Here is a 13,271-nt window from a genome sequence, read left to right on the forward strand (position 1 = left end):
GTCAAGCCAGCGCGATGGGCATCCCTGCCCAAGCGCGCTTTTCGCGGGCGTCCATGCCCGCTCACTCGAGCCATCGCCTTTGTCGGTAATATTCCTGATTGCGCTTAAGGCCAAAATCCAATTCGAAACACGGGTTTTGACCTTGATGTTTAAAAGCACATTTGAGCCGCCGAGTGAAGAGTGTAGCAAGGGAAATCCGCCAAGGACGGCGGATTTAGGCGTCATGAGCAGGGACGCGACAACACTGCGTAGCAGTTTTGAACAACGCTTGCGTTGGCCCGGAGGGTAGCCTCGAAGAGGCCATAATAAAGCCGTCCCGCCAGCGGAATGATGAGTGAGGGCACCCACGAAGTGGGCAAGCGATACGTGCGTAAGCGCAGGGGTTCCAAGGGGGTTACGCGCTTGTAACCCCTTTGGCGGTTGAGGCACCTGTAGTTAAGTGAACACCGATCCCATGTCAACCGAATATATTACCTAGCAAAATCAACCAATTACTGATGATATGTCTCAAGGAATCGCCCCAGTTTCCCAACCGCCATCTCCAGCTCATCCACGCGCGGTAATGTCACGATCCGTACATGGTCTGGATATGGCCAGTTAAAGGCACTGCCTTGAACTAACAATACTTTTTCCTGTAACAATAGGTCTAATACCAACTTCTGATCGTCTTTTAGGTTAAAACGTTTCTGATCAATGCGCGGGAACATATACAGCGCACCTTGAGGTTTCACGCAAGAAACACCCGGTATTTGGTTGATTAGCTCCCAGGCGCGGTTGCGTTGTTCGTACAAGCGCCCACCCGGTTGAATAAACTCGCTAATACTCTGATAGCCCCCCAATGCAGTCTGGATAGCATGTTGCATTGGCACGTTGGCGCACAGGCGCATGGATGCCAGCATTTCCAGGCCTTCAATGTAACCTTTGGCGTGTTTCTTCGGGCCGTTCAATACCATCCAGCCCTGACGGAAACCAGCAACACGGTAAGTCTTGGACAAACCATTGAAGGTGATGGTGAGTAAATCAGGGGCCAGAGCCGCAATAGAATGATGCTGCGCTTCGTCATATAAAATCTTATCGTAGATCTCATCGGCGAAAATAATCAGGTCATTTTGGCGGGCGATTTCGACAATCTCCAGCAACAGCTCTTTACTGTAGACCGCACCGGTTGGGTTATTCGGGTTAATAATCACAATCCCACGGGTACGTGGGGTGATTTTACTGCGGATATCATCCAGATCTGGGAACCAGCCGGATTCTTCGTCACACATATAATGTACGGCTTTACCGCTCGAAAGCGACACTGCCGCCGTCCATAACGGGTAATCCGGTGCCGGCACCAGCATCTCATCGCCAAGGTTTAGCAACGCCTGCATGGATTGTACGATCAACTCAGAAACACCGTTTCCAATGTAGATATCCTCGACAGTCAGGTCACGCATATCGCGGGCCTGATAGTGCTGCATAATGGCTTTACGCGCCGAAAACAGGCCTTTGGAGTCGCAGTAGCCTTGTGCCGTTGGCAAATTACGGATCACATCCACCAGAATTTCATCCGGGGCATCAAAACCAAACGGGGCAGGGTTGCCGATGTTTAGTTTCAGAACCTTGTTACCTTCTTCTTCAAGACGCTTAGCTTCTTTTAGCACCGGGCCACGAATGTCGTAACAGACGTTGTCCAGTTTGCTGGATTTCTCAATGGGGGACATAAAAAATTGAGCCTTTTGCTGGTAAAAGCGTGTCCTCAGCGTGGAACACTGCAAGACATCCAATGTACTCCGACGCCGCTGATTTTTGAAGTTCTATACAGCGGTTTAGTGCAAATGATTTTCGTCGGAAAAGAACCAAGAGAGGGACTGCTATTTTTGCCACTCAACACCCACCGGTTATGTTGAATTGATGAGTTAGGCTGAAGTTTTATTCAGCGTTTTCTGGCGAGATTCGGCATTAACAAAAAAGGTGTCTAACCGACATTTACTGCTTTTTGCTAGCCTAAAAATAGGCTCTTTCAAGGGAGGTAGCCTGGATATAGCCTATTTTTAATAAAGCTACTCCTTATCTCCTTCCTTATATCATCATACATATTATAAATGGGCCGATAATCCATAATTTGTAAATAGGAAAACTATTAAGAATAATTGATGTTATCTGCTTTTTATATCAATGATAAACAAATGCTATTCGTTGAATTCATTGGATTAGATAAAATGGAGTGCAGAGATATATTGAGATTTTTTGATATTTTATGGCGGGCTAAAGACATAAATTTAATTAGAATCGTCAGGTAACGCGTTATAAATCTTCAAAAGTCGAGGTAAATAAAGCTGAAAAAATCTTCATTAATCGAAGATTTAGCTGATTTACATGACATTATTTACAAATCAGTGCATCAACCGACCAATAGATTTTTTAAAAAGAGATAGCGGTAACGAAATATAAGTAAATTTTTTGCCCTACTCTAATGAGTGGGGTACTGTCATACTTAGCGTTGTCCCTTATTGATGGCGCTAAGAGTTAAACACCAGGGTAGTTTGAAGTTAGAATTCAAAAAAGTGAAGAATACACTATGACAAATGCAAATCGTCCGATAATTAATCTCGACCTCGATCTGCTTAGAACCTTTGTAGCTGTTGCTGACTTAAATACTTTTGCTGTCGCAGCTGAAGCGGTTTGCCGAACTCAATCAGCAGTAAGCCAACAAATGCAACGGTTAGAACAGCTAGTCGGTAAGGAGTTATTTGCCCGCCACGGGCGTAACAAATTATTGACTGAACAAGGTCTCCAGTTACTTGGTTATGCCAGAAAAATCTTACGTTTTAACGATGAAGCTTGTACGTCACTTATGTACAGCAATATAGAAGGCTCACTCATTATTGGTGCATCTGATGATACTGCCGATACTTTGTTACCTTTTTTGCTAAACCGAGTGGCCACACTTTATCCTCGACTGGCGATAGATGTGCGGGTAAAACGCAGCCAGTTTATCGCTGATATGCTGAGTGACGGCGAAGTGAATTTGGCTATTACCACAGCCAAAGTTGACACCCATCCTCACGTAATTTTAAGAACATCACCGACACTTTGGTACTGCTCTGCTGATTATCAGTACCAGAAAGGTGAAACAGTGCCGTTAGTGGTAATGGATGGGCCAAGCCCATTCCGTGATATGGCACTAGATCATCTGACCAGAGCCGGTATTGCATGGCGCATCGCCTATGTAGCCTCTTCGCTTTCTGCCATCCGAGCGGCAGTTAGAGCAGGGCTGGGTGTGACTGCCAGACCAATTGAAATGATGAGTCCGGATTTACGTGTGCTAGGGGAAACTGAAGGCTTACCGCGCTTGCCTGAAACACATTATGCATTGTGTAAAGACAGCCGGTGTGACAATGAATTGGCGTTAGCCATTTTCGATGCGATGCAAACCGGTCATCAACATGGCTTGTTGGTGGGACCAAAATCCTCCCTTGTTGCTGATCGTCTAATCGACGAAAAGAATTAAGCTACTTCATCTTGTTAATTATCCAAGCCCCTGTTTAACAGGGGCTTTTTTATTTACTTGTCAGTAAATAACGCCGTTGTCAGCCTTCGATTTAATTTTCCATTAAAAGCGTTGTTTATTTTACTAACGCACATTTGCCAGAACAAAGTAAAATGCGATAACCTTATAAAACTAATGGTCAATATTTCCCTTACATTCGTACATTTGTATTTTATCAAAACGCTATTCCATTATTTATGTAAGAAAGAAGACAACTTTCTATGTTGGATATTCATGAAATAACACTCAAAACGTGTTCTGGATCAAAAAAATACCCCTAGCTAGTGAGTGGAAGAATCGGTTATTCCTGAGACAATGGTATAGTTATGATGAAACATTCACGTTGGTTTATATGTGTATGTTCTGGCTTGATAAATGACTGACTCGATTTAGCTGTCGAGTTCGCACCATTTGTTAAGCAAGATCGTGCGTTTGTAAATTAATGTGTAGTTACTTTTGTCAAAGTTGACAAAAGGTTACTGAAAGGAGTAAAAAGCCCACAGTAAAGCGCTGGCTAAATAGTTGTAAAGACAGTGTGTTTTGTGTGGTTTTTATTCCTTCCCTTTGAATCGATGTGGTGCGCTAACTGCCAACTAAAGAGCAGGATGTTCGACACCACTTTTGATGAGTAAGCAATGCGTATGTCAACAACCACTGAAGTTATCGCTCATCATTGGGCGTTCGCTGTATTCCTGATCGGCGCTATCGGACTGTGCGGTTTGATGCTGTTGGGTGCGTTCTTTCTGGGCGGGAGAGCTCGGGCCCGTGCCAAAAACGTTCCTTATGAATCCGGTATTGACTCCGTAGGCTCCGCGCGTATGCGTTTGTCTGCCAAGTTCTACCTGGTCGCCATGTTCTTCGTTATTTTCGATGTTGAAGCCCTGTACTTGTACGCCTGGTCAATCTCTATCCGTGAGAGTGGCTGGGTCGGCTTTATCGAAGCAACCATTTTCATTTTGGTGCTCTTGGCTGGTTTGGTTTATCTGGTGCGTATTGGCGCTCTGGATTGGACTCCTGTGCGTTCTAATCGCCGTGTGAGCAAACCGAGCATAGTCAAATACGCCAGCAGTCATCCAGATATACCCAAAGAGCTTGGTGTTGCAGGTAGGCAGCAAGCGAACAAACCCCGATAAGCTTACCGAGGTAAGTGATTCGGGTGAGGGCGCACAGCTAACAACCCTGCGGCTCCAAGAACAAAGGGTATAGGTCAATAAATACAGCGAGGCATTAACATGGACTATACGCTCACCCGCATAGACCCTAACGGTGAGAACGACCGTTACCCCCTGCAAACTCAGGAAACCGTCAGCGGCGATCCTCTCGAGCAACATGTCCACCGTAGTGTTTACATGGGTAAACTTGAGAACGCCATGCATGACATGGTGAACTGGGGGCGTAAGAACTCTCTTTGGCCGTATAATTTCGGCCTTTCCTGCTGTTATGTCGAGATGGTGACCTCGTTCACCGCTGTGCATGACGTGGCACGTTTTGGTGCGGAAGTATTGCGTGCCTCCCCGCGTCAGGCTGATTTCATGGTAGTGGCCGGTACCTGCTTTACCAAGATGGCCCCGGTTATTCAGCGTTTGTATGAACAAATGTTGGAACCCAAGTGGGTTATCTCCATGGGTGCCTGTGCCAACTCCGGCGGCATGTACGATATCTATTCTGTCGTACAAGGTGTGGATAAATTCCTGCCGGTAGATGTGTATATTCCTGGCTGCCCACCGCGCCCGGAAGCTTATATGCAAGCCTTGTTGCTGCTACAGGAATCTATCGGTAAAGAGCGCCGTCCTCTCTCTTGGGTTGTCGGTGATCAAGGTGTTTACCGCGCCAATATGCAGCCAGAAAGAGAACGTAAGCATGCTGAACGAATTGCAGTAACTAACCTGCGCACCCCTGACGAAATCTAACGCGGTCTTTAGGCGTAATACTCTGGTGCGTAAGTGATTTGTTTTTGGAGAGAACCGTTTCCTTCCAGAACATGTATGCGGCAAATGACCACAAAATGACACATTTAATGTGGTGAAAAAACAGTGTGGTAAATAAATAATGACCGATTTAACGACGTCCGACAGCACTCAGCCTGCATGGCAGACCCGCGATCATCTTGATGATCCGGTGATCAGTGAGCTGTCGAACCGTTTTGGGCCAGAGGCCTTTGTTGTTCAGGCAACACGCACCGGGATGCCCGTGGTATGGGTGAAGCGTGAACAATTACTGGAAGTAATGTCATTTCTGAGAAAACAACCGAAGCCGTATGTCATGCTGTTCGACCTGCATGGCGTAGATGAACGCCTTCGAACCCACCGCCAGGGCTTGCCTGATGCGGATTTTTCTGTTTTCTATCATCTGCTTTCCATCGAACGCAACCGCGACATCATGCTGAAAGTGGCACTGTCTGAAAAAGACTTACATGTGTCCACAGCCACCAAGATTTTCCCTAATGCCAATTGGTATGAGCGCGAAACTTGGGAAATGTTCGGTATTACCTTCGATGGTCACCCTCATCTGACGCGCATCATGATGCCGCAGAGCTGGGAAGGGCATCCGCTGCGTAAAGATTACCCGGCGCGTGCTACCGAGTTCGATCCCTTTGTGCTGACCAAGCAGAAAGAAGATCTGGAAATGGAGTCACTGACTTTCAAACCGGAAGATTGGGGCATGAAGCGCGGCACCGAAAATGAGGACTTTATGTTCCTTAACCTCGGCCCGAACCACCCCTCGTCACACGGTGCGTTCCGTATCGTGTTGCAGCTTGATGGTGAAGAGATTGTCGACTGCGTGCCAGATGTGGGTTACCACCACCGTGGTGCGGAGAAAATGGGCGAACGCCAGTCCTGGCACAGCTACATTCCTTATACCGACCGTATTGAGTACCTGGGTGGTTGCGTTAACGAGATGCCTTACGTGCTGGCAGTTGAAAAACTGGCGGGCATAGAAGTGCCGGATCGCGTTAAAACCATCCGCGTGATGTTGTCTGAATTGTTCCGCATCAACAGCCATTTACTGTACATCAGTACTTTCATTCAGGACGTCGGCGCAATGACACCGGTGTTCTTCGCCTTTACTGACCGGCAGAAAGTGTATGATGTGATTGAGGCGATTACTGGTTTCCGTATGCACCCAGCTTGGTTCCGTATTGGTGGTGTGGCGCATGACTTACCACGCGGCTGGGAGCGTTTGCTGCGTGACTTCCTTGACTGGATGCCAAAACGGCTTGATTCCTACGTTAAAGCGGCGTTGCAGAACAGTATCCTGAAAGGGCGTTCTATCGGTGTGGCGGCTTACAATGCCAAAGAAGCATTGGAATGGGGTGTGACCGGGGCTGGCTTACGTGCGACTGGCATTGAGTTTGACGTGCGTAAATGGCGGCCATACTCCGGCTATGAAAACTTTGATTTTGAAGTGCCAGTCGGTAACAACGGCGACTGTTATGACCGCGTGATGCTGAAAGTGGAAGAATTACGTCAAAGCCTGCGTATTCTGGAGCAATGTTATAAAAACATGCCAGAAGGCCCATTCAAGGCTGACCACCCACTGACGACGCCGCCGCCGAAAGAACGCACGCTGCAACATATCGAAACGCTGATTACTCACTTCCTGCAAGTTTCATGGGGTCCGGTGATGCCAGCTAACGAATCATTCCAGATGGTTGAGGCGACCAAAGGGATCAACAGCTACTATCTGACCAGTGACGCCAGCACCATGAGCTATCGCACCCGGATACGTACGCCAAGTTATGCCCATTTGCAGCAGATCCCATCGGTTATCCGTGGCAGCCTGGTATCTGACCTGATCGTCTATCTGGGCAGTATCGATTTTGTAATGTCTGATGTGGACCGCTAATTATGAGCAACCAAAAAGAGACTCAGAATCATAACGAAAGCCAAAATGTGGTGGATCTGGCAGTCAATGCGGCTGAACCGGCGACCACAGTTGAAGTTTTCGAATTGAGTGCTGAAGAACGTGATGCTATCGAGCATGAAAAACACCATTACGAAGATGCCCGCGCCGCGTCAATTGAAGCACTGAAAATTGTGCAGAAACAACGCGGTTGGGTGCCGGATGGGGCGATTCACGCCATTGCCGAAGTGCTGGGTATCCCGGCCAGCGATGTCGAAGGTGTGGCCACATTCTACAGTCAGATCTTCCGTCAACCGGTTGGGCGTCATGTGATCCGTTATTGTGACAGCGTAGTGTGCCACATCACCGGTTATCAGGGTATTCAAGCCGCGATTTCGAAAAAACTTAGCATTCAACCAGGCCAGACCACCTTTGATGGCCGCTTTACGTTGCTGCCAACCTGCTGCTTGGGTAACTGTGATCGTGGCCCGACCATGATGATCGACGACGATACCCACAGCTATCTGAAACCTGAAGATATTGAGAAGTTACTGGAGCAATATCCATGACAACTAATTCGGGTTTTACCAAAGAGGTTATTCGCACGCCAGAAATGCACCCGCTGACCTGGCGTTTGCGCGATGATAAACAGCCAGTATGGTTGGATGAATATCGCAGCAAAAACGGCTATGTCGGCGCGGAAAAAGCCTTAAAAAGCATGGCAGCACCTGATGTTGTTAGCTTAGTCAAAGACGCCGGCCTGAAAGGGCGTGGCGGTGCGGGCTTCTCCACCGGTTTGAAGTGGAGCCTGATGCCAAAAGACGAAAGCATGAACATCCGCTATCTGCTGTGTAACGCCGATGAGATGGAGCCGGGTACCTATAAAGACCGCTTGCTGATGGAGCAATTGCCTCATCTGCTGGTGGAAGGGATGCTGATCAGTGCGTTTGCGCTGAAAGCTTACCGCGGCTACATCTTCCTGCGTGGCGAATATATCGAAGCTGCCGTGCATTTGCGCCGTGCGATTAGCGAAGCGACTGAAGCGGGTTTGCTTGGCAAAAACATCATGGGCAGCGGCTTTGATTTTGAGCTGATTGTGCATACCGGCGCGGGGCGTTATATCTGTGGTGAAGAAACCGCCCTGATTAACTCGCTGGAAGGCCGCCGCGCCAATCCACGTTCCAAGCCGCCTTTCCCGGCATCGTCCGGGGTGTGGGGCAAACCGACTTGCGTTAACAACGTTGAAACTCTGTGTAACGTTCCGGCCATTCTTGAGCACGGCGTTGACTGGTATCAGGGGATTACCGCCGGTAAAAGTAACGATGCGGGTACCAAACTGATGGGCTTCTCTGGCCGGGTGAAAAACCCAGGTTTGTGGGAGCTGCCCTTTGGTATTTCAGCGCGTGAAATTCTGGAAGATTACGCCGGTGGCATGCGTGATGGCTTGAAATTCAAAGCCTGGCAGCCGGGCGGGGCAGGGACTGACTTCCTGACCGCTGATCATCTGGATTTACCGATGGACTTCGAGAATATTGCCAAAGCAGGTAGCCGGTTAGGCACCGCACTGGCGATGGCGGTAGACCATGAGATCGGTATGGTGCCGCTGGTGCGCAATCTGGAAGAGTTCTTTTCCCGTGAATCCTGTGGCTGGTGTACCCCTTGCCGCGATGGGTTGCCGTGGAGCGTGAAGATCCTGCGCGCACTGGAGCGCGGCGAAGGTCAGCCGGGCGACATCGAAACGCTGGAGCAGCTTTGCCGCTTCTTAGGGCCGGGCAAAACCTTTTGTGCTCACGCGCCGGGCGCGGTTGAACCACTACAAAGTGCGATCAAATATTTCCGCGAAGAATTCGAAGCCGGGATCGCGAACAAGGACTATGGCAACACCCGAGCCATAGCCGGTATTCAACCGAATAACTTGCTGAAGCAGCGCTGGTGATACTTTGGGTCACATGAGATGTGTTAAATGTAATGTCTCAGAGTGCCAAGTAAGAAAGTTTTTATAATTAACGCTTGAAAAATAACCCAATAATTTACGTGGCGGCAAGGCGGCAACGGAGAGAAGCTCCGGGAGTTTAGTGAACTAAATGACCGGTGTGAACGACGGCAGTCAACGCAGTAGCAGCGTAAAGGATGACGGTTATTTCAGGCCACTTGGAAGCATGCATATGGCTACGATACATGTAGACGGCAAAGAATACGACGTAAACGGGGCCGACAACCTGTTACAAGCTTGTCTCTCCCTGGGACTCGATATTCCTTACTTTTGCTGGCATCCGGCGCTGGGAAGCGTCGGTGCTTGCCGCCAATGTGCGGTAAAGCAATACCAAAACGCGGACGACACGCGTGGGCGTTTGGTGATGTCCTGTATGACGCCGGCCACCGATGGAACCTTTATTTCCATTGATGACGGTGAAGCCAAAGCGTTCCGTGAGAGTGTGGTTGAATGGTTGATGACTAACCACCCACACGATTGCCCGGTCTGTGAAGAAGGGGGTAACTGTCATCTGCAAGATATGACAGTGATGACCGGCCACAGTTTCCGCCGCTATCGCTTTAGTAAACGGACTCACCAGAATCAGGATCTCGGCCCGTTCATCTCACACGAAATGAACCGCTGTATCGCCTGTTATCGTTGTGTGCGTTACTACAAAGATTACGCTGATGGCACCGATCTGGGTGTTTATGGCGCGCACGACAACGTCTACTTTGGTCGTACTGAGAGTGGCACGCTGGAAAGCGAGTTCTCTGGCAACCTGGTAGAAGTGTGTCCGACTGGGGTATTCACCGATAAAACCCATTCCGAACGTTATAACCGTAAATGGGATATGCAGTTTGCGCCAAGTATCTGCCAGCAGTGCAGTGTGGGGTGTAATACCAGCCCTGGCGAACGCTATGGTGAATTACGCCGCATCGAGAACCGCTATAACGGCAGCGTGAACCACTACTTCTTGTGTGACCGTGGCCGTTTTGGCTATGGCTACGTCAACCTGAAAGATCGCCCACGTCAACCGCAGCAATTGCGTGGCAATGACTGGATCCACCTGAATGCCGAACAGGCAATGCAGGGGGCGGCGGATATTCTGCGTCAGGCGAAGAAAACCATCGGTATCGGTTCACCGCGTGCCAGCCTGGAAAGTAACTTCGCGTTACGCGAGCTGGTCGGTGCGGAAAACTTCTATACCGGCATTGCCGCGAGTGAACAACAACGCCTGCAACTGATGCTGAAAGTGCTGCGCGAAGGCGGTATCTACACGCCAGCATTACGCGAAATTGAAAGCTACGACGCCGTGCTGATTCTGGGTGAAGATTTGACTCAGACCGGCGCACGAATCGCGCTGTCTGTTCGTCAGGCGGTGAAAGGCAAAGCGCGTGAAATGGCGGCGGCACAGAAAGTCGCTGACTGGCAGATTGCTGCCATCATGAATATCGGTCAGCACGCTAAACACCCGCTGTTTATCACCAACGTTGATAACACCCGTATGGATGATATCGCGGCATGGAACTACCGTGCGCCAGTGGATGATCAGGCCCGGTTAGGTTTCGCCATTGCGCATGCATTGGATGAATCTGCGCCAGCCGTGGATGATTTAGCGAAAGAGCTGAAAGGCAAAGTGGATATCATCGTACAAGCCTTGGCGGGTGCGAAGAAACCATTGATTATTACCGGCAGCAGTGCTGGCAGCGATGCCATCATTGAAGCGGCCGCTAACGTGGCGAAAGCCCTGAAAGGCCGTGGCTCTGATGTGGGTATCACCTTTGTTGCCAGTGCAGCCAACAGCATCGGTCTTGCTATGATCGGCGGCGGTTCTCTGGATCACGCGCTGGAATCGTTAACCCAGGGTGACGCTGATAGCGTTATCGTGATGGAAAACGATCTCTATCGCCATGCAGCGAAAGATAAAGTTGATGCGGCATTGGATAAAGTGGCCAACCTGATTGTGGTTGATCATCAACGCACCGCCATTATGGATAAAGCGAACTTGATTCTGTCAGCGGCCAGTTTTGCTGAAAGTGATGGAACGCTGGTCAATCAGGAAGGCCGCGCTCAGCGTTTCTTCCAGGTTTACGATCCAACCTATTACGACGACCCGAAAAAACCGGAAAACAACAGCATCATGCTGGAAAGCTGGCGTTGGCTGCACTCCTTGCACTCAACCTATACCAGCCGTCATGTGGACTGGACACAACTGGATCATGTGATTGCCGCCTGTGTTGCAGCATTGCCGCAGTTGGAAGGGATTGTTGAAGCCGCACCCGATGCCAGCTTCCGTATCCGTGGTCAGAAACTGGCTCGCTCACCCATTCGTTACAGTGGCCGTACTGCCATGCGTGCGGATATCAGTGTGCACGAACCGCGCCAACCGCAGGATATCGACACACCGTTTGCCTTCTCAATGGAAGGGAACAACAGCCCACTGGCTGACCGTCAGCAGATCCCATTTGCCTGGGCACCGGGCTGGAACTCACCGCAAGCATGGAACAAATTCCAGGCTGAAGTGGGCGGCAAGCTGCGCTTTGGTGATCCGGGTATTCGCTTGATTGAAGCAGGGGAGGGAACGCTCGGTTACTTTGATTCGATACCGGCGGCCTTTACCGCCAACGGCGAAAACTGGCAGATTGCCCCTTACTATCATCTGTTTGGTAGTGAAGAGATGTCTCAGCGTTCAGATGTGATTCAACAGCGGATGCCAGAGCCTTATGTGATGGTCAATCCTGCTGATGCGACCCGTCTCGGGGTAAACCTCGGTACGCTGGTGGAGTTCAACTGTGCCGGTCAGACCTTGCGTCTGCCAGTGCGTTTGAGTGAAACCTTGGCTCAGGGGCAGGTCGGTTTGCCGCTTGGCTTACCGGGTATTCCGCCGATAATGGTGGGTGCGCGGGTTGAGAATCTGCGGGAGGCAGTACTATGAGCTGGTTTACCCCTGAATTGATTGAGATTTTAATCTCTGTCCTGAAAGCGGTAGTGATTCTGTTGGTGGTGGTGACTTGCGGCGCATTTATGAGCTTCGGCGAGCGTCGCTTGCTGGGCTTGTTCCAGAATCGTTACGGGCCAAACCGTGTCGGTTGGGGCGGGTCATTGCAGCTAGTGGCTGACATGATCAAAATGTTCTTCAAAGAAGACTGGGTGCCGCGCTTCTCCGACAAGGCTATTTTTACCTTAGCCCCGGTGATTGCTTTTACCTCGCTACTGCTGTCGTTTGCTATCGTCCCGGTCAGCCCGACCTGGGCAGTTGCGGATCTTAATATCGGTGTTTTGTTCTTCCTGATGATGGCGGGGCTGGCGGTATACGCTGTGCTGTTCGCCGGTTGGTCGAGTAATAACAAATATTCTCTGTTAGGGGCGATGCGTGCATCTGCGCAAACCCTGAGCTATGAAGTGTTCCTCGGACTGTCTTTGATGGGCGTGGTCGCACAAGCTGGCTCATTTAACATGCAGGATATTGTTAACTCTCAGGAGCACGTCTGGAATGTTATCCCGCAGTTCTTTGGTTTTGTGACCTTTGCTATTGCGGGTGTTGCGGTCTGTCACCGTCATCCCTTTGACCAGCCAGAAGCTGAACAAGAACTGGCCGATGGTTACCACATTGAATATTCCGGTATGAAATTCGGTTTGTTCTTCGTCGGTGAATATATCGGTATCGTGACTGTCTCTGCACTGATAGTCACCTTGTTCTTCGGTGGTTGGCAAGGCCCGTTCTTGCCGCCATTTATCTGGTTTGCGCTGAAAACGGCTTTCTTCATGGTGATGTTCATTCTGATCCGTGCATCCTTGCCGCGCCCACGTTATGACCAAGTGATGTCATTCGGCTGGAAAGTTTGCCTGCCGTTGACCCTGCTGAATCTGCTGGCGACTGCCGCGGTCATTTTGTACAACGCTCAATAAGGGGTGAAT

8 protein-coding genes and 2 pseudogenes are annotated in these 13,271 nt (G+C 49.7%); 9 read left to right on the forward strand and 1 reads right to left on the reverse strand.

Annotated features, from left to right (window positions below):
* Nucleotides 1-289, forward strand: a pseudogene (locus tag YALDO0001_RS21605) (hypothetical protein); the annotation flags it as partial.
* A 202-nt stretch (nucleotides 290-491) separates the two neighbouring features.
* On the opposite strand, the gene YALDO0001_RS15120 reads toward YALDO0001_RS21605, so the two are convergent.
* Entirely contained in the window at nucleotides 492-1,706 is a 1,215-nt protein-coding gene (locus tag YALDO0001_RS15120) for a pyridoxal phosphate-dependent aminotransferase (protein WP_004704385.1), read from the reverse strand.
* Nucleotides 1,707-2,563: 857 nt separating this feature from the next.
* Here YALDO0001_RS15120 and rovM point away from each other — a divergent pair.
* From rovM to nuoH, 8 genes and pseudogenes are all read left to right on the forward strand, one after another.
* Nucleotides 2,564-3,496, forward strand: coding sequence for a virulence transcriptional regulator RovM (rovM, locus tag YALDO0001_RS15125; RefSeq protein ID WP_004704388.1), 933 nt, complete (start codon nucleotides 2,564-2,566; stop codon nucleotides 3,494-3,496).
* Nucleotides 3,497-4,170: 674 nt separating this feature from the next.
* On the forward strand, nucleotides 4,171-4,668 hold the full coding sequence (gene nuoA / locus YALDO0001_RS15130) for an NADH-quinone oxidoreductase subunit NuoA (RefSeq protein ID WP_042840208.1): 498 nt from the start codon (nucleotides 4,171-4,173) through the stop codon (nucleotides 4,666-4,668).
* 99 nt (nucleotides 4,669-4,767) lie between these two features.
* Nucleotides 4,768-5,445: a NuoB/complex I 20 kDa subunit family protein gene (locus tag YALDO0001_RS15135; protein WP_002210278.1), complete on the forward strand. Its 678-nt coding sequence runs from the start codon at nucleotides 4,768-4,770 to the stop codon at nucleotides 5,443-5,445.
* Nucleotides 5,446-5,584: 139 nt separating this feature from the next.
* Nucleotides 5,585-7,381 carry an NADH-quinone oxidoreductase subunit C/D gene (gene nuoC, locus YALDO0001_RS15140; protein WP_004704392.1) on the forward strand — a complete coding sequence of 599 codons (1,797 nt, stop codon included), beginning with the start codon at nucleotides 5,585-5,587 and terminating at the stop codon, nucleotides 7,379-7,381.
* 66 nt (nucleotides 7,382-7,447) lie between these two features.
* Nucleotides 7,448-7,947 (forward strand): annotated as a pseudogene (gene nuoE, locus YALDO0001_RS15145) (NADH-quinone oxidoreductase subunit NuoE).
* Nucleotides 7,944-9,314, forward strand: a complete 1,371-nt coding sequence (gene nuoF / locus YALDO0001_RS15150; RefSeq protein WP_042840210.1) for an NADH-quinone oxidoreductase subunit NuoF — start codon at nucleotides 7,944-7,946, stop codon at nucleotides 9,312-9,314. Before nuoE ends, nuoF begins: the two are co-directional and overlap by 4 nt.
* A gap of 229 nt (nucleotides 9,315-9,543) precedes the next feature.
* Nucleotides 9,544-12,288, forward strand: coding sequence for an NADH-quinone oxidoreductase subunit NuoG (gene nuoG, locus YALDO0001_RS15155; protein ID WP_042840217.1), 2,745 nt, complete (start codon nucleotides 9,544-9,546; stop codon nucleotides 12,286-12,288).
* The gene (gene nuoH / locus YALDO0001_RS15160) at nucleotides 12,285-13,262 is read left to right on the forward strand and encodes an NADH-quinone oxidoreductase subunit NuoH (RefSeq protein ID WP_042546444.1); all 978 of its coding nucleotides are present in this window, start codon (nucleotides 12,285-12,287) and stop codon (nucleotides 13,260-13,262) included. Before nuoG ends, nuoH begins: the two co-directional genes overlap by 4 nt.
* Nucleotides 13,263-13,271 lie beyond the last annotated feature (9 nt).

The organism is Yersinia aldovae ATCC 35236 (assembly GCF_000173735.1).
Taxonomy (GTDB): Bacteria; Pseudomonadota; Gammaproteobacteria; order Enterobacterales; family Enterobacteriaceae; genus Yersinia; species Yersinia aldovae.